Annotated in this window: 15 protein-coding genes; 8 read left to right on the top strand and 7 right to left on the bottom strand. The window is 62.5% G+C overall.

The genetic code is table 11. The features are described 5' to 3' along the window. Positions 1-40: 40 nt before the first annotated feature. The gene (locus NMG80_RS21635) at positions 41-673 is read left to right on the top strand and encodes a CoA pyrophosphatase (protein ID WP_254020000.1); all 633 of its coding nucleotides are present in this window, start codon (positions 41-43) and stop codon (positions 671-673) included. A gap of 8 nt (positions 674-681) precedes the next feature. Continuing rightward, a complete protein-coding gene (locus tag NMG80_RS21630) occupies positions 682-1938 on the top strand; it encodes a CCA tRNA nucleotidyltransferase (protein ID WP_254019999.1) in 1257 nt (418 codons plus the stop codon). Positions 1939-1942: 4 nt separating this feature from the next. On the opposite strand, the gene NMG80_RS21625 is transcribed toward NMG80_RS21630, so the two are convergent. The 3 genes from NMG80_RS21625 to hemF all read right to left on the bottom strand — a co-directional run bounded on the left by NMG80_RS21625 (position 1943) and on the right by hemF (position 3798). Next, on the bottom strand, positions 1943-2128 hold the full coding sequence (locus NMG80_RS21625; protein ID WP_023799945.1) for a DUF1059 domain-containing protein: 186 nt from the start codon (positions 2126-2128) through the stop codon (positions 1943-1945). A gap of 247 nt (positions 2129-2375) precedes the next feature. After that, positions 2376-2636: a DUF1344 domain-containing protein gene (locus NMG80_RS21620; protein WP_254019998.1), complete on the bottom strand. Its 261-nt coding sequence runs from the start codon at positions 2634-2636 to the stop codon at positions 2376-2378. A 247-nt stretch (positions 2637-2883) separates the two neighbouring features. Continuing rightward, positions 2884-3798, bottom strand: coding sequence for an oxygen-dependent coproporphyrinogen oxidase (gene hemF, locus NMG80_RS21615; RefSeq protein ID WP_254019997.1), 915 nt, complete (start codon positions 3796-3798; stop codon positions 2884-2886). A 107-nt stretch (positions 3799-3905) separates the two neighbouring features. Between hemF and NMG80_RS21610 the strand changes: the two genes are divergently transcribed. Then, complete coding sequence (locus NMG80_RS21610) at positions 3906-4163, top strand: hypothetical protein (RefSeq protein WP_006202578.1); 258 nt, start codon at positions 3906-3908, stop codon at positions 4161-4163. Here NMG80_RS21610 and soxR read toward each other — a convergent pair. Continuing rightward, positions 4160-4606, bottom strand: a complete 447-nt coding sequence (gene soxR / locus NMG80_RS21605) for a redox-sensitive transcriptional activator SoxR (protein ID WP_254019996.1) — start codon at positions 4604-4606, stop codon at positions 4160-4162. The genes NMG80_RS21610 and soxR overlap by 4 nt on opposite strands. A gap of 169 nt (positions 4607-4775) precedes the next feature. Further along, positions 4776-5234 (bottom strand): tRNA (cytidine(34)-2'-O)-methyltransferase, encoded by a 459-nt coding sequence (locus NMG80_RS21600; protein WP_254019995.1) that lies wholly within the window; start codon positions 5232-5234, stop codon positions 4776-4778. Positions 5235-5664: 430 nt separating this feature from the next. Between NMG80_RS21600 and NMG80_RS21595 the strand changes: the two genes are divergently transcribed. The 5 genes from NMG80_RS21595 to NMG80_RS21575 all read left to right on the top strand — a co-directional run bounded on the left by NMG80_RS21595 (position 5665) and on the right by NMG80_RS21575 (position 15103). After that, positions 5665-6090, top strand: coding sequence for a hypothetical protein (locus NMG80_RS21595; RefSeq protein ID WP_254019994.1), 426 nt, complete (start codon positions 5665-5667; stop codon positions 6088-6090). Between the two features lie 29 nt (positions 6091-6119). Further along, positions 6120-7994 carry an ABC transporter ATP-binding protein gene (locus NMG80_RS21590; protein ID WP_254020043.1) on the top strand — a complete coding sequence of 625 codons (1875 nt, stop codon included), beginning with the start codon at positions 6120-6122 and terminating at the stop codon, positions 7992-7994. Positions 7995-8034: 40 nt separating this feature from the next. After that, complete coding sequence (locus tag NMG80_RS21585; protein WP_254019993.1) at positions 8035-9918, top strand: ABC transporter ATP-binding protein; 1884 nt, start codon at positions 8035-8037, stop codon at positions 9916-9918. A 30-nt stretch (positions 9919-9948) separates the two neighbouring features. Further along, positions 9949-10263 (top strand): DUF6665 family protein, encoded by a 315-nt coding sequence (locus NMG80_RS21580; protein WP_254019992.1) that lies wholly within the window; start codon positions 9949-9951, stop codon positions 10261-10263. Between the two features lie 256 nt (positions 10264-10519). Next, positions 10520-15103, top strand: coding sequence for an nSTAND1 domain-containing NTPase (locus NMG80_RS21575; protein WP_254019991.1), 4584 nt, complete (start codon positions 10520-10522; stop codon positions 15101-15103). A 534-nt stretch (positions 15104-15637) separates the two neighbouring features. Here NMG80_RS21575 and NMG80_RS21570 read toward each other — a convergent pair. Together NMG80_RS21570 and NMG80_RS21565 are read right to left on the bottom strand one after the other, a co-directional pair. Further along, complete coding sequence (locus tag NMG80_RS21570; protein WP_254019990.1) at positions 15638-16501, bottom strand: ferritin-like domain-containing protein; 864 nt, start codon at positions 16499-16501, stop codon at positions 15638-15640. 158 nt (positions 16502-16659) lie between these two features. Then, positions 16660-17382 carry an RNA polymerase sigma factor gene (locus NMG80_RS21565; RefSeq protein ID WP_254019989.1) on the bottom strand — a complete coding sequence of 241 codons (723 nt, stop codon included), beginning with the start codon at positions 17380-17382 and terminating at the stop codon, positions 16660-16662. Positions 17383-17641: the final 259 nt, after the last annotated feature.

Raw genomic sequence — 17641 nt, 5'->3', positions numbered from 1 at the left:
GGCATGATGGACCAGGTGACGCTATGGACCAGGTGACGCTATGGACCAGGTGACGGGGGCGCCGTTTTCGGCCGCGGATTTTCGCGCCCGCGTCGCGGCGCAGCCGCTGGCGCATGCCGCCGACGATTATGGCGACCATCGCTTCAACCCTGGACATCCGCGTTTGAAGCTCGCAAAGGCGCTGCGCGATGCCGCCGTGCTGATCCCGGTGGTCGATCACGGACGCGACGCCACGGTTCTGCTGACCAAGCGGGCGGAAAAGCTGCGCAACCATTCGGGGCAGGTGGCCTTTCCCGGAGGCACGATCGATCCTACCGACCCGAGCCCGGAGGCGGCGGCATTGCGCGAGACATTCGAGGAGATCGGGCTCAGCCAGGACCGGGTCGAGATCATTGGCCGCATGCCCGATTACGTCTCCGGCAGTGGCTACCGGATCGCCCCGGTGCTGGGAATAGTGCGGCCGGATTTTTCACTGACGCTGAATTCCGAGGAGGTCGACGCCGCCTTCGAAGTGCCGCTGCGCTTTCTGATGGACCCGGCCAACCACGGCCGCGACAGCCGCATGTGGAACGATCTCGAATGGGTCTTCTACGAAATGCCCTATGACGGACAACGCATCTGGGGCGTCACCGCGGGCATCATCCGCACCCTCTATGAAAGGCTCTATACGTGAGCGGTCGGATGTCGCTCGCGGGCAAAGCCGACTGGCTCGGGGAACGGCATTTGCAGCGCCTGCTGGCGGCTTTGGCGGATGGCGGCGAGGAGGCGCGCGTCGCCGGCGGTGCGGTGCGCAATGCGCTCATCGGCCAGCCGGTCGCCGACGTCGATATCGCCACCACTTGCCTGCCTGATGAAACCATCCGCCGCGCCGAGGCGGCGGGTTTCAAGGCCGTGCCGACCGGCCTCGAGCACGGCACCATTACGATTGTCGCCGGCGGGAAGCCGTTCGAGGTGACCACGCTGCGCGCCGACATCGAGACCGACGGACGGCGGGCCAAGGTGTTGTTCGGGCGCGACTGGAAGGCCGATGCGGAACGGCGCGATTTCACCATCAACGCGCTCTATGCCGAGGCCGACGGCACGATCGTCGACCTGGTCGGCGGCATTGCCGATATCGAGGCGCGCCGGTTGCGCTTCATCGGCGATCCGGAGGCGCGCATCCGCGAGGATTATCTGCGCATCCTGCGCTTTTTCCGCTTCTTCGCCTGGTATGGCGACGGCCGGCCGGATGCCGAAGGGCTGAAGGCTTGCGCCCGGCTCAAGCAGGGGCTTGGCCAACTCTCGGTCGAGCGCGTCTGGTCCGAACTGAAGAAGCTGCTGTCGGCCCCCGATCCATCGCGCGCCATGCTGTGGATGCGCCAGGCGGGCGTGCTCACCAGCGTTCTGCCGGAGAGCGAGAAATGGGGCATCGATGCGATCCATGCGCTGACCAGGGCCGAGAAGGATCTCGGCTGGACGCCGGACCCGCTGCTCAGGCTGGAAGCGATCGTGCCGCCGGACGCCGCGCGGATGAAGACGCTCGCCGAGCGGCTGAGGTTCTCCGTCAGCGACGCCGGTCGTCTCAGGCAGTGGGCGCTGACGGCGCCCGTCGAGCCGAAGACGACCGAAGCGGAACTCGCAAAACGGCTCTATCGCGGCGATCGTCAAGGCATTGACGATCGCTTGCGGCTGTCGCTCGCTTCCGCTCGAGCCCGAGCGGTCGAGGACAACGACGCGCTGCTCGAAGCTGGCGGCTTTTCGCGGCTGCTGGCCTTTGCCGCAAAATGGAAAAAGCCCGACTTTCCGCTGAAGGGCGCCGATCTGACGAGGCTTGGCGCGTCGCCCGGGCCGAAACTCGGTGCAACCCTGAAGAATCTCGAAAACGAGTGGATCGAATCCGGCTTTGCGCTGGATCGCGGCGCACTTCTCGAGCGCGCCGCAGAAGCACTCGAAAATTAGGCAATCAGGCCGCGTCGCGAGCCTTTTCGATGCGCGAACGGATCGCTTCGATCATCGTCTCGCGAATGATCGTCTCGCCATGCGTCTCACGCATATGCTCGACGGCGCGCCGCATGATCTCGGCTTCCTCGTCGGCGCGCGTATGCCAGTCACAACCCGGAACGAGCGAGCCGCAGTGGAATTCCTTCATCGGATTTCTCCCTTTTCCTCCTCGGGCGCCGCATCTGCTCTGACACGGAGCTCCCAGCACCTTTGATCGACGCATGATCTCTGTCGGAAACCGGTTCGGTTTTCGGGTCATGCGCTGGCCGAACCAGCATAACACGATCGGATGGTTTTTGGTTGCCGCACGGACCGAAAAAGGCGGAGCATCGCTGCTCCGCCCTCTTGACGCTACCCCGGAGGCAAGACCTCGTCTTGCTCCAGCGGGCAGCCGATCACTTGACGATCCTGACTGCCTCGGCAATTTTGTGCTTGCCGCTCATGTCCCACGAAACGCGGACCTTTTCGCCGGCCTTCAGGCCAGGATTCTTGAAGGCCTTGGGCAGCGTAAAGGTAGATCCGTTATCCAGAACAAGGCTCATCGCCGTTCCATCGTAGGTCTTGACCGTGCCCGTGGTGTGCTTGACCGCTGCGAAGGCAGCGCCACCAGAGGCAAGAACGGCAGCAGCCGCAAACGACATAATAAGCTTGCGCATGGCATGCTCTCCTGGAAAATGAGGGCACAATCTTGGGAAGGTGCCCCACTCAATCATGGGCCGTCCGGTCGCGTCGGGTCGCGGTTCCAGGGAGGCGAGAACCGCCGGCGTTTCCCGGCCCGGAACGAAAAATAGTCCTGTTTTTTCAAGTGGATATTAGACGAAAAAGATATTCTGCGCGCCACATTCGCCGCCAAAATCCTGCGAATTGGACCTGATTGCGGCTCACGTCCGACTCACCGAGATTTTACGGCCATTTCACCTCTGGCGGTAGGCTGGACAGGATCGCGGCAACGTTGCCGCCGGTCTTCAGCCCGAAGATGGTGCCGCGATCGTGAAGCAAGTTGAATTCGACATAGCGGCCGCGGCGAATGAGCTGTTCTTCGCGGTCGCCGTCGGTCCAGTTGTCGTTGAAATTGGCCCGCGCCAGATGCCCGTAGACGACGAGAAAAGATCGCCCGACATCCTGGACGAAGTTGAAATCGGCGTTCCAGCCGCCTCTGTCCTCGTCCGAATGCAGCCAGTCGAAGAAGATGCCGCCGGTGCCGCGCGGTTCATTGCGGTGCGGCAGATAGAAATACTCGTCGCACCAGGCCTTGAATTTCGCATAGTCGGCGACGCCAGCGTGCTTATTGCAGGCGAATTGCATGGCGCGGTGGAAGGCGACCGTGTCCGGGTCCTCCTGGGTGCGGCGACGGTCGAGCACCGGCGTCAGGTCGGCGCCGCCGCCGAACCACTGGCGCGAGGTGACGACCATGCGCGTGTTCATGTGCACGGCCGGCACGTTGGGGTTCCACGGATGGGCGATCAGCGAAATGCCGCTTGCCCAGAAGCGCGGGTCTTCCTCGGCGCCCGGCATCTGCTTCCTGAACTCCGGCGAGAACTCGCCATGGACCGTCGAGGTGTGGACGCCGACCTTTTCGAAGACGCGGCCACGCATCATCGACATGGTGCCGCCGCCGCCCTTGCCGGCGTCGCGCTCCCACGGCGTCTTTTCGAAGCGGCCGGGCGACCATGAAGCCTGCGGCCCCTGCAGGTCCAGCTCGATCTGCTCGAAGGCGGCACAGATGCGCTCGCGCAACGTCTCGAACCACAGCCGCGCCTTCATCTTCTTCTGCTCGATGTCGGCCGGCAGCCCCGCCGGTATTTCGGGTCGTTCCAAATGCTGTCTCCGGTTGTGGGGCGCGCACCCCGACAAATGACTCGTCTTTTCCGGCAGCGATCCCTAATCTCTTAGGTGCAAGGGTCAAGTGTGAATGGAGTTCTTTCGTGCGCACCCCGGCAAGACCGCCGCTGGATGGCCTGAAGAAGAGGCTCGACCGTTCGCGTGCCGAGCGCGAGCGCATGCCGCGCGACGGGTTCCTGCGCGAGACCTTCGTCCTGCCGCGCTCCGATGCGCGGCTCAAGGCGAAGGAATGGTTCGAGCGTTTTCCCAAGCAGGCGTACTGGACCGAGATCGAAAGCTGGTTCGAGCGGCCGGGCGACGTCATCGAATTCACCATCAGGCGATTGCCCGCGGCGGATTAGCGAGTGACCAACAACCGCCTTGCGCCCGGGCCTTGGGCGCTCAGCCGGTCTTCCTTGTTTCGCAACGGGCATCTGTCGATCGACATGCAGCCGCAGCCGATGCAGTCGGTCAACCCGTCGCGCAGCTTTTTCAGCTGGGCAATCTTCTGGTCGAGTTGGTCACGCCAGGCGGTTGAAAGCAAATTCCAATCCTCGCGCGTCGGGGTGCGGCCTTCAGGCAGGGATGCCAATGCCTCGCCGATCTCGGCCAGCGAGATGCCGACCTCCTGTGCCACCTTGATGATCGCCACCCGCCGCAGCACGTCGCGGCCGTAGCGCCGCTGGTTGCCTGATGTGCGGTGGCTGCGGATCAGTCCGCGCGCCTCATAGAAATGCAGCGCCGACACCGCCACCCCGCTGCGCGTCGCCACCTGGCCGACTGTCAATTCCGTTGCCGCAGCCATTCGAATTTTCCGCTTGACCTCAAGTTAAGTTGAGCTTGTAACGAAGAAACCTGTGATATGCAAACCGCAGGAGAAGGCGATGTGCGCCTGGGTGAGAATGACGAGAGACGGTGCAGTCGTCGGCCAGAAAGCGGCTATAATCGCTGCCCCCACTGAGGGTCTGCAAATCCTATGCGAGCTGCCGGATCGCCTCGCCGGCCACCATGGCGACGGAAAGCGCGACGTTGATGCTGCGCGCGCCCGGCTGCATCGGGATGACCAGTCGCGCATCCGCCGCCTCGTGGACAGGATCCGGCACGCCTGCGGATTCACGGCCGAACAAAAGAATGTCGGCGTCGGTGAAGGCGAAATCGGTGTAGGCGGTCGCGGCTCTGGTCGACAGCAGCACCAGCCGCCGCGCTTCGCCTCTGCGCCAGTTCTCGAAGGCGTGCCAGTCGACATGCCGGGTCAGCGCCGCCATTTCGAGATAGTCCATGCCGGCCCGTTTCAGCGCCCGGTCGGAGAGCGGGAAGCCGGCCGGCTCGATGATGTCGACGCCGAGACCGAGGCAAGCCGCGAAGCGCAGGATTGTCCCGGTGTTGCCGGCGATATCCGGCTGGTAGAGCGCGATGCGGAGACGGTTGTTCATTTCCACGCCATTTTGATCCGTGGCAGATCGGCCACAGGGGTCGCGCGGTTTTGGAAATTGCTGGACTGGCGGGTGGTCATTTTCTGCGAAGTCGGTTATACGCCGGGCATTGTCAACCCGAACCGATGGAGGGGTAATTCATGATGATCATGCACATCCAGCGCCCCTCATGTGGGCTTACCAGCCTGCCGGCGGTTTCGGTACGACGATTATCCTGACGCTTTAGACTTCGATCGCACCGACTCCCGCCGAAACTTTTTTTCGGTCTTCGAAGGAATCCTGCGATGTTTTTCAAGCTGTCGAAGGGGCTGAACGCCCCACCTGAACACGCCTCTATTCAATCCCTGCCTTCGCTGGCCCCGCCTTTCGCCCGCCATTCGCCCGCGAACCGGCCGGACTTTTTCCCTATTTTCACATGGAGGACGGACCGATGTTCGATCCCTGCAAGATTCCCGGCTCGAGAAACCTGCACGAGCGCAGGATGGCGACATGGGCGCTTCTGGTCGGCGAAACCTACTCGTCGGCGGTTCACGCCGAAACCCGCCGGCGCCCGCATCGCGGCATGCTGCCGGACGTGGATTTCTCGCGCGCGGTTCCCGACCGCAGCCGCCCGTCGCTGGTGCGCCGGATCATCAGGCTGATCCGCCCTGGCGCAAAAACCGGCGCGAAACTCCGGGTCGTCGAGACAGCGCTGTCAGGATCATCAAACGAGCCTGTCGGCGAAAAGCCCGCGACATCCTATATTGCGCGGAGCAGGATCGGCGGCCCGGGTGATTCCGGGACGCCGGTCCTTGCCGCCACGCGATCCCATGACGCCATGCGCTCCCAGGACGCTAAGCGTTCTCGCGCCGCGTGAGCGAAAACAAGCACATGAGTACCAAGACAATGTTCCGCTGGTTTGAAACAAGGCTCGATCCGTTCCCTGTCGAGGAGCCGGTCGAGCCGCCGAAGACGCTGATCGCCTTCTGCGTCCACTATACGCGCGGCGCCTGGCCCTACATCGCGATCGATGCGATGCTGGTGACGGCTATCGCCCTTGCCGAGGTGTGGATGTTCGGCTTCATGGGCCGGATCGTCGACTGGCTGTCGGCGCAGAATCGCGAGACATTCCTGCAGACCGAGGGCTGGAAGCTCGCCGGCATGGCTTTCATCGTGGTGTTCGCGCTGCCGGCGACGGTCTGGTTCCATGCGCTCCTCAACCAGCAGACGCTGATGGGCAACTATCCGATGCGTATCCGCTGGCAGGTGCATCGCTATTTGCTCAAGCAGTCGATGGCCTTCTACCAGGACGAGTTCGCCGGACGCATCGCGACCAAGCTGATGCAGACGGCGCTCGCCGTGCGCGAATGCGTCATCAAGCTCATCGACGTGCTCAATTATGTCGTGGTCTATTTCCTCGGCATGCTGTTCATTGTCGGCTCGGCCGACTGGCGGCTGGCGGCACCGCTTGCCGTCTGGCTTGCCGGCTATGTCTTGCTCCTGCGCTATTTCATCCCGCGATTGGGCAAGGTCGGCGAGGAGCAGGCCAACGCGCGCTCGACCATGACCGGCCGCGTCGTCGACAGCTACTCCAACATCCAGACGGTCAAGCTGTTCTCGCATGCGCGGCGCGAGGCGTCCTTCGCCCGGGAAGGCATGGCCGGCTTTCTCGATACGGTCTACCGGTCGATGCGGCTGGTGACGCAGCTCTATGGCCTGCTCTACGTCCTGAACTCACTGCTGTTGTTTTCGGTCACTGCGATCTCGCTGTGGCTGTGGCTCGGCCAGGTAGTGACGATCGGCGCCGTCGCCCTGGTCATAGGGCTCGTTCTTCGGCTCTGGGGCATGTCGCAATGGATCATGTGGGAGATGTCCACCCTCTTCGAGAATATCGGCACGGTGCAGGACGGCATCAGCTCGATCTCGCTACCGCGCGTCGTCGAAGACAGGCCTGGCGCCAAGGACATTGTCGTGACCAAGGGCGAGATCCGTTTCGAGGACATCCGCTTCCACTACGGCAAGCAAAAAGGCATGATCGAAAGCCTGTCGCTGACGGTGAAGCCGGGCGAAAAGGTCGGCATCGTCGGCCGCTCGGGCGCCGGCAAGTCGACGCTGGTCAACCTTCTGTTGCGCTTCTACGACCTTGAAGCTGGCCGGATCCTGATCGACGGCCAGGACATCGCGGCGGTGACGCAGGATTCGCTGCGCGCCCAGATCGCCATGGTCACGCAGGACACCTCGCTGCTGCATCGCTCAGTGCGCGAGAACATCCTATATGGCCGACCGGACGCCAGCAACGAGATGCTGGTCGAGGCAGCAAGCCGCGCTGAGGCGCTTGATTTCATATCAAAGCTTTCGGATGCCAGTGGCCGCACGGGTTTCGATGCGCATGTCGGCGATCGCGGCGTCAAATTGTCCGGCGGGCAGCGGCAACGCATCGCGATTGCCCGTGTTATGCTGAAGGACGCGCCGATCCTCATCCTCGACGAGGCGACGTCTGCGCTGGATTCGGAGGCCGAGGCGGCGATCCAGGAGAACCTTTACAAGCTCATGCGAGGCAAGACCGTCATCGCCATAGCGCACCGGCTCTCGACCATCGCGGCGATGGATCGGCTCGTCGTCATGGACAAGGGTCGCGTCATCGAGGAAGGCTCGCATGAGGAACTCGTCGCCAGCGGCGGGCTCTATGCGCAGCTTTGGCAGCGTCAGTCGGGCGGCTTCCTGCTCGACGAGGGTGCGGCCGCCAACGATGCCATCGTTAGGGGTCAAGCCGCAGAATGAAGGGCAGCAGAATGATGGGCCGCAGAATGATGGCACCAGAATGATGATTGCCGTCTATCGCTGGTTCGAGAACTGGGTCTATCCGTTCAGGGAGCCCGCGGGCCTTCGGCCACCGGTCAGCGTCAGCGGTTTCCTCTGGCACTATGTCGGCCAGGCGAAGGTCGCCTTCTTCGCCATGCTGGTCATCGGCGGCATTGCACCGCTGGTCGAAGCCGGACTGTTCTACTTCGTCGGCAGGCTGGTCGACATTCTCGACCAACTCCCCGGCGAGCGCAGCTGGGACGCGCTGTGGACCGCCGCCGGTCCCGAGCTTGTCTTCATGGCCGCCGTGGTGCTGATCGCCCGCACCATCGTCGTCGGCCTGGCGGCGCTGGTCGACGAGCAGACGATCACCCCCGGCTTCTACAATCTGGTGCGCTGGCAGGCGCACCGCCATGTCTCGCGCCAGTCCTACGCCTTCTTCCAAAACGATTTCGCCGGCCGCATCGCGACAAAAGTCTGGCAGGCCGGGCAAGCGACCGGCGATTTGATGCAAAGTTTCATCGAGGTCGTCTGGTTCATGGTCGTCTATACGGTGACGACGCTGGTTCTGGTCGCCGGCCTCGATCTCAGGCTGGCGGTGCTGGTGGTGATCTGGATCACCGCCTTCGGCTGGCTGGCCAAGAGCTATCTGCCGGCGATCCGCAAGCATGCCGAGGCAACCGCAGAGGCCGGTTCGATGATCACCGGCCGCATCGTCGATTCCTACTCGAACGTGCAGACGCTGAAGCTGTTCTCCGCCGACGGCGACGACCGTTACATCAGGAGCGGTTTCGATATCTATCTCGACGCGCTGCGCCCGTTCACCCGCAGGCTGACCGGCGTGCGCATGGCGCTGACGACGCTGTCGGGGATCATGATCACCGCGATCGCCTGTTTTGCCGTCTATCTCTGGGTCGAAGGATCGATCACCGTCGGCGCCGTCGCCTTCACATTGTCACTGGTGCTGCGGCTCAACATGCTGCTCGTCCGGCTGATGATGCAGCTCAACGGCATCCTGCGCAATCTCGGCGTGCTGGAAAACTCGAAGGCGCTGATCTCGCAGCCGCTCGGCCTGACCGACGCACCCGACGCCAGGGAGCTTGTCGTGACCGGCGGCCGGATCGACGTGAAGAAGGTCGAGTTCCACTATGGCAAGGGGTTCGGCGTGCTCAACGGCATCGACCTTGTCGTGCGGCCGGGCGAGAAGGTCGGACTGGTCGGGCCGTCCGGCGCCGGCAAGACGACGCTGGCCAATCTGATCCTGCGCCTCTACGACCTCGAGGGCGGCAAGATCACCATCGACGGCCAGGACGTCTCAAAGGTGACGCAGAATTCGCTGCGCGCCAACATCGGCGTCGTCAGCCAGGATACCGCGCTTTTCCACCGTTCCTTGCGCGACAACATCAAGCTCGGCATGCCGGAAGCAACCGACGCCGAGGTGATCGCGGCCGCGAAGAAGGCCGAGGCGCACGACTTCATCCTCGACTTGCGCGACAATCGCGATCGCCAGGGCTATGAGGCCTTTGTCGGCGAGCGCGGCGTGAAACTGTCGGGCGGCCAGCGCCAGCGCGTGGCGATCGCCCGCGTCTTCCTCAAGGACGCGCCGATCCTGATACTCGACGAGGCGACGTCGGCGCTCGATTCCGACATCGAGGCGGCCATCCAGGAAAATCTGGCGCGGCTGATGGAGAACAAGACGGTCATCGCCATCGCGCACCGGCTGTCGACCATCGCCGCACTCGATCGCCTGGTGGTGCTCGACAGCGGCCGCATCGTCGAGCAAGGCACGCATGACGAGTTGGTCGCGCTCGACGGGCTCTACGCGCGGCTGTGGAAGCGGCAGTCCGGCGGCTTCCTGTTCAACGAGGAGAGCGTGCTGGAGGAGACGCGGCCGGCGGAGTAGGGCCAGATTTCAGCAAAACCGGAGTGAATCATGTCGGTGCGAATGCCATCGAATTTCGGACGGCCGGGGGCGCAGGAGAGCGCGCTCGACCTGCTCGGCCATGAAATCCTCGGCGAAAAGGCGGCGGCGCTCGGCCGCGCCGGCCGGCGCGTGGATGAAACGCTGGCGAGATTGCGTGAACATGGCGACGATGGCGAACATCGTGCCCGGCTGCTCAAGGACGCGGCCGAGGCGGTGCACGCCTACTTCATCCAGCGCGAATTGTGCGGCTTGCGCAAGCACGACGCGGTGATCCGGGAATACAATATTCCAAAAGCCGTGCTGGCCAGGCTCGGCGCGAAATAGACAAGAGTGTTGAAAATCTGATGGCACCGAAGACGAAAATACCGATTTCGACCTTTTCCAGTCGTCCAGATTCGCTCGCGCTGCGGAATAAGTTGACCCAACGCAGTCATTGCCGCCACACAGGCGGGATGTCTGGTTGCACGGCGGAAGCGGACCCCTTGCGGTTAGTTCGGCGCCCCTCCCCAAAAGGCACCATTTCCACTAGGATGTTGCGAGATCGCGGGAGGGTTCCGGCTTGGATCGCGTTCATCGCAGAATGGCTACCATCCTCGCTGCCGACGCAGTTGGCTATAGCCGTCTGACAGGCAGAGACGAGGAAGGGACGCTTGCGACGCTGCGGGCGCATCGTCAGATCATTGACCGGGTAATCGAGCAACATGAGGGGCGGATATTCGGGAGCGCTGGGGACAGCGTCATCGCCGAGTTCGCGAGCCCTGTCGAAGCAGTTCGGTGCGCGACCGAAATCCAATTCGAGGTCGACAAACAAAATGCTGAGCTTTCCGAGGTGAGCCGGCTGCGCTTTCGGATCGGCATAAATCTCGGCGATGTCGTCGTAGAGGGCGACAATCTCATGGGCGACGGTGTGAACGTCGCTGCCCGTCTGGAAGCGCTGTCACACCCGGGTGGATTGTGCATTTCGGAAGCGGTCTACGCACAGGCACGCGATCGGCTCTCGCTCGAATTCGTCGATCTTGGCGAGCACAGGGTGAAGAACATCGCTCGGCCTGTACACGCCTACCGCGTGCCACTCGCCTCGGAGGAGCAGGTCACGTCGCCTTTTCGAGGTCTCAACCCCTTCGAGTTCGAAAACGCTGATCTCTTCTTCGGCCGCGCTCGAGCCACTGCTGCCTGCTTGGAACGGCTCGAGCAGCAGGCTGCCAAGGGCAAGGCATTCCTGCTCATTTATGGGATGAGCGGCTCCGGCAAATCTTCTCTCCTTCGAGCAGGGCTGCTGCCTTCCATCACTCGACCCGGCGCAGTGGCTGGCATCAATTTTTGGCGCCGCTGTCTGGTCCGCCCGTCGGATGGGTCTGATCCGGTCACATCATTGGCTGCGGGGCTGCTTCGGGAAGACGCACTCCCCGAGCTTGGCTGCGAACCGGCAGCGTTGGCTCGACTCTGTCGGAGTTCGTCTGATCGAGCTTTGGCGCTGATACGCCACGCCCACGCCAAAGCTGCGGCCGCAGCAGGTTCGGTCCCTACGCAACTGCGTCTGATAGTTGCCCTCGATCAGATGGAGGAGTTGTTCACGACGGAGAAGGACCCGGCGTCGCGCGAAGTGCTGGTGCGGCTCCTCGCGGCGCTCGCCGGCAGTGGACTGGCTTGGGTGATTGCGACGATCAGATCGGATTTCTTTCACCGTTGCGGCGAAGTCCCCGGTTTCTCGGGGCTGAAGGATGGGCTCGGCAGCTACGAGCTCTTGCCGCCGTCCGGCCCTGAGATCGCCCAGATTATCCGCGAGCCGGCCAGCGCCGCCGGGCTGCGTTTCGAGGAGAGTCCCGATCGGGGGCGGCTCGACGATGTGCTGCAACATGCCGCAGCTGCCGATCCCGGATCCTTGCCGCTTCTCGAATTTGTGCTCGACGCTCTGTACGAGGCGGGGCGGGAGCAGCGCATTTTGGCCTTTGCTGCGTATCAGGCCCTTGGCGGTCTCGAAGGGGCGATCGCGCGCCGTGCCAACGAAGTCGTCGACGCGCTCCCGCCGGACATCCAGGATGAGCTGCCAGTCGTGTTGCGTGCCCTTACCACGGTGCGCCCGGGTGATGAAGCCGTTGCGGGACGTCCTGCCTTGCGTGCGGAAGTCACGGGCACGCCTCAGCGATTGGCTCTCGTTGAGGCGTTGGTCGCCGCTCGCCTCCTCGTCAGCGATGAGGATGCCGCAGGCCACGTCTTCGTTCGCGTGGCCCATGAAGCTTTGTTGAGCCGCTGGCCGCGCGCCGGCGACATTGTCAATGCAAACAGAAGCTTCCTCGAGACGCGGGCTCGGCTCGCGGCTGACGCCCATCGCTGGCATTTGGATAACAGGAACCAGGAACTCCTCCTGCCATCCGGCAAGCGTCTGGCCGAAGGCGAGGAACTGCTGCAGTCGAGACGGGAAGAAGTCGACGATCAGGTCATCGCCTACATCGAGGCTTCTTCGCGTGCCCAGAACGAGCGGGAGGAGAAGGACCGGCAAGGCGAGCGGGCACTGATTGAGGCCGCTGAAGCTGCAAGACGCGAACGCCTCGAGCGAGAGGCTGAACGTCTGGAGCGCGAGGCCGAACGCCGTACTCTCGCAGCCACGGCAGCGGGCCGGCTCGCGCGACGCACACGCTACGCTGCGATCGTGGCAACCGTATTGGCTCTCATAGCCTGCGCGGGCGCGTTCTTCGGGTTTAAAGGACAACAGGAAGCAACGCGGCAAGCGGAGTTGGCGGAACAGAGCGCGGACAAGGCGAGGTCGGCCGAAAAGGACGCCCTCGCAGCACGAGACCAGGCGCTCCGCAACCAGTCTCTTTCGCTCTCGCTTCTCTCAAAGCAAACCGCAGCGAGCGGCGTTACGGAAACCGCGATCCTGTTGGCGCTGGAGGCCTTGCCGAAGAGCGGAGCGAAGCCTGCGCGACCACATCTCTTTGAAGCGGAGGCCGCACTTTTCAACGCTCTGCTGGCACACTGCCAGACGATGGTGTTCAAACACGACGCCGAAGTGACGCAGGCCGTCTTCAATCGGACGGGCGATCGCATTGTCACTGCGTCCCACGACAAGACGGCACGCATTTGGGACGTCTCGAAAGGTACCGAGATTGCAGTCTTGAAGGGCCATCGGGGACCCGTGGAGAGAGTCGGATTCAGTCCGGACGGACGCCGGGTCATTACGGCCGCAAGGGACGGCACCGCGCGCATCTGGGATGCTGCGTCCGGTGAGCAACGTGCTGTGCTCGAGCCGTCCGGCGCCTATCCTACGGCTGTGTTCGATCCCAACGGCGAGCGGGTGCTGACAGAGGGATTAGACGTTCAGGCGTCACTCTGGGACGCTCGGACGGGAACGAAACTCCTGAGCGTAGGCAGCACCGGAGGTGCATCAGACATTGGAGATGCATTGGCCGACTTTAATCCGGATGGTCGCAGTTTTGCGACTTCCCAAGCGCGGAAGGTCTTCGTCTGGAATGCCACGGATGGCACTCTGATCCATGAATGGTATGTAGGCACTTGGGCATCCATGCTGACATTCAGCCCCGACGGAAGCCGGCTGTTGGTAGGCTCGTTGGGCACAATTTCATACAGTAGTTTGCCCGCCCTTTGGGACGTTGGGAACGGGACTGAGATCGCCAGACTGGCCGGTCACAAGAGCGACACCCAACTGCAGGGTGTCATCTTCAGTCACGGTGGCCGCCAGATCGCAACGGTCTCGCTCGATGGCAGCGCACGGATTTGGGACGGCAAGTCGGGAACCTTGCTTGACGTGCTTGGCCAGGAGACCCCGAACTTGAAACTGGCTGACATCGGTTATGACCCTGACAAGGAAATGAACAGCGCGTTCAGCCCCGACGATCGCCTCCTGGTGACCGCAGCCATCGACGGTCCGATACGCATCTGGGACGTCGGTCGAGCATCGCTGTTCACAACCATTGCCGGCCATGATGCCTTGATCGAACACGTGGAGTTCAGTCCGGTCGACAGCAACACTCTTCTCACCGCTTCACACGATGGCACCGCTCGCCTATGGGACGTCAACGGGATTCTGACGACGAATCTGCTGCATGAATATCCACCGACCTTTGCGGTCTTCAGTCCCGATAGCGTGCATCTTCTGACTGGAGGCGGGGACGCCGAAGTACACCTTTGGGATGTCACGACCGAACGCGAGATTGCCAAGTTCGACACAGGCGAGATCGTCCACAGTGCGACGTTCAGCCCGGATGGAACTCGGGTCGCAACCGTATCGCTCGCCGGCCGAGTTCTGGTCTGGGATGTTGCGAGTAAACGTCAGCTCGCGACCATCAAATCGCCCATTGGACTGCGTCATATTCAGTTCAGCCCGGCGGGAAGCCTTCTGGCGGCGGGTTCGGGTCGCGGTACCGCCCTGGTGTGGGACGCGGCGAGCGGCGCCAAAGTCGCCACCATCCCTTCAAGCGAGACGTTACCGCAGGTTGTTTTCAACCGGGATGGCGATCTCGTCTTCGCTGCGACCGGCAGCGCGGGACACCTGGTGAAACCCGACGGGACCGAACTGAAGAAACTGGTCGGGCACGAGCGCTCAATAACCGGCGCGGCATTCAGTCCGGATGGCCAACTGGTTGCCACGGCTTCGCTCGACCACACGGCGCGGATCTGGTCGGTCAAAGACGGACGCACCGTCGCGATCCTGAAAGGGCACAGCAACGAGCTGACAACAGTGTCCTTCAGCCAGGACGGCCGGTCCGTGCTGACTGCCTCACGCGACGGCACCGTACGAACCTGGGGCGTCCCAGAAGGAACGGAAAGAACAGTTCTAAGGGGACACAGTGGCGGAGTGAATAGTGCGCAATTCAGTGGCAATGGCGTTTATGTCGTGACGGCTTCATTCCAGGATCGCACGGTCCGTCTTTGGGCAGCTCAATCGGGGCGCCAGATGGCAGTACTTGTCAGTCCGGACGAGGAGAACAAGCGACCAGCCCTGACGCGCGCGGCCTTTAATTCGGATGGAACGAGGATAGTCATTGTATCCCATAATGAAGGCGTTCGCGTCATACGGGCTTTTCAGACACCCCAGGAACTCATCGATTTCGCGAAGCAAACTGTTCCACGCGAACTGACCGCGTGCGAACGGCGTCGCTTCTTCCTTCCCGTAGAAGGCGACGTTAGCGATTGTCCAAGCTGATGTCGCCCAACGCCCATGGCTGGTAACGTTACCTCGACGGCCACGCCGTAGCCCATCGCCGTTGTCTCAAAGGCGCGTATTGGATCTCATAGCGGTCGATGCTGAGCCGTTCGCAGCCGACTGCAGTGGCGTAACCTTGGCCGTGATGTCGACACTAGCGATGTCCGCTTTTGGAACATGGGAGGGGCCGGCGCAATGGCCGAGATGGGCGCAACCTTCCCGTTCTCAAACCGGAAGGAATGACCCAAAGCGGAAGTTTCGCTCGGTCGCGCTCGACGGGCTCTACGCGCGGCTGTGGAAGCGGCAGTCCGGGGCTTCCTGTTCAACGAGGAGAGCGTGCTGGAGGAGACGCGGCCGGCGGAGTAGGGCGCCGCGCCGGTCACAGAGACTTTCAGGAAATTGCGGCGAGACAGCACTCGGCTTGAAGCTGCCGATCCGTGGTTCACATCATCATCTCTATTCATGGTCTTTCTCCGAGAGCAGCCGATATCAGGCCGTTCGGTTTGCGGCGCATCGTCACTCGTCGCAACTGGCTCAGGTGCTTTTCAGCGTGCCGTTCATCCCTTCCGGATAGAAGCCGCCCTTGCTCACTCCGTCCTTGTCGGTGAGGTAGACGATCCGGAGCACCTCTTGCGGCGTTCTGGTGAACGCGATCGCATCGGGCGTCGACGGAACGATGTTGGCTTTTCCGTCCACCTGGATGCCCTGGTCCTTATCGTCCGATCCGTCGATTTTGTCTCGGGCATCGGAGACGGCGTTGGCGGCCTTCCAGGCTTCCTCTCCCTTCCGGTACAGCGTAGATCGGGCCATTCCCATGTGATACGCCTCGACCGCCAGGATGCCTGCGGCGGCGGCGAGGAAGTCCTTGTTTTTCAGAACTGTCGCAGCACCGGCATAGGCGGTGACGCCGACATCCTCGAACAGCATACCGCCGAGAACGAAGTTCGTTTCGTTGCCGAAGGGATCGAAGTCCGTACCGAGACCAGCCGCTTCCGCGACCGCCTTGAACCCCGCATCGAAATCGATTGCGGGCCGGTCAACGGCGTTGGCGCCAAGCGTCTTGCAATAGAAGCGAACGTGCGCGAGTTCGTTTTCCGCGATTTCCTGCATGAATTCGCCGATGGCCGGCGTCTCGAACGATACTTGCTTTCCACCAACGACGTCGCCGGGTTTCGAACCGGCATCGGCTGCGTCGATGCCTTTTCCGGTCGTGCCGCGGAGGTAGTATTCAGCCTCCATATATTCGAGGTTGAGCGCAAAGCGGAAAATGTCCTCGTCCGATATGTCCTGTGCCAATACCGGAGAAGGCCATGCGATTCCGCCGAGTGCCGCTCCGGCGCCGAGTACGACAAGTCCCTGAAGCGACTGACGCCGGGATAGGTGAAGTACGCCCTGCATGGCGGTCTCCTATGTTTGTTGATTCAACGCCGCTGTCAGCACCGCGGCGCCGAGTGCATTTGCCTGATGATTAGATGGTCCGGGCCGCCAAAATATTCCCGCGTCTTGCTACAACAGCCCCGCGAAAGGAGCCGGCGTAATCTCGGCGTGGACGGCGCCTACGTGCGCTCAGTCGCCGTGTTCAACGGATGAGTATCCTTTCGAACCAGGCGGATTTCGAGCCGATCTAAGACTGATTGCGCGAGGCGGTCACAACGGGCGCCGGCGAAGAGAAACGTATCCGTGAACACGGTGGCGAGCTTGTCCCCCAGCGCCTCGCGGAGCAGCCGGCGTGCGCGATAAAGACGGGTACTCACTGTCTGAGGTCGCAAGGCCAAAAGAAAAGCCGTTTCCTCAAGGCTCATTTCCTCGACGTCCCGCATGACAAAGACGATGCGAAAGGGCTCTGGCAAGCCACCGACGGCTCGCTCCAGGAGGCTGCGGATTTCAGCGAGAGCGGCCGCCTCTTCGGGATCAGGCTTGTGGGCGCTGAACGGAGCGGCCATGCCTTCGATGGCTTTCACGTCCACGGTAGGCCGCCTTTTCCGGCGGCGTCCCAGCGCCTCGTTCAGCGCGATCCGGGTGAGCCAGGTCGACAGCCGCGCCTCCGCGCGGAATTCGGCCAGATGGGTGAAGGCGTGGATATAGGTCTCCTGAAGTACGTCCTCGGCCTCGGTGTCGTCATTCAGGACGGCGCGGGCGACCCGGTGAAGCCGCTGATTGTGACGCTTGATGATTAACCAGAATGCGGCGGGGTCACGCAGTCGCGCGTGTTCAACCAGCCCCGCGTCGTCGAGGTCCTCGATCCTCACTGCCTCGGTGGATCCGGTCGGCTTCATCATAGGCGCTCCAGCTGCAATCAGCTTACTATGAGATAAGCGTTTTCCGGGTTTTCAGTCTGCAGCCCGGTCGAGACTTGGGACTCTAGCGGACCAGAGGTCTGCTCACCAAGCAAATCGGACGTTGTTGTGGAGCAGTTCCATGTTCCGCTTGTGGCGCTGCCTGCCGGTTCCGATGGGCAAAACGGACGGCCGCTTTCCATCCAACCTAGCCGTATGAGTCCGGACCGGCTTTGGCGCGCCAAAGAACGAACCCGCTCGC

It is taken from the genome of Mesorhizobium escarrei (genome assembly GCF_935825525.1).
Lineage (GTDB): Bacteria > Pseudomonadota > Alphaproteobacteria > Rhizobiales > Rhizobiaceae > Mesorhizobium > Mesorhizobium escarrei.
The sequence above is the reverse complement of the archived record's forward strand: the minus strand, read 5'-3'. Positions and strand labels throughout refer to the sequence as shown.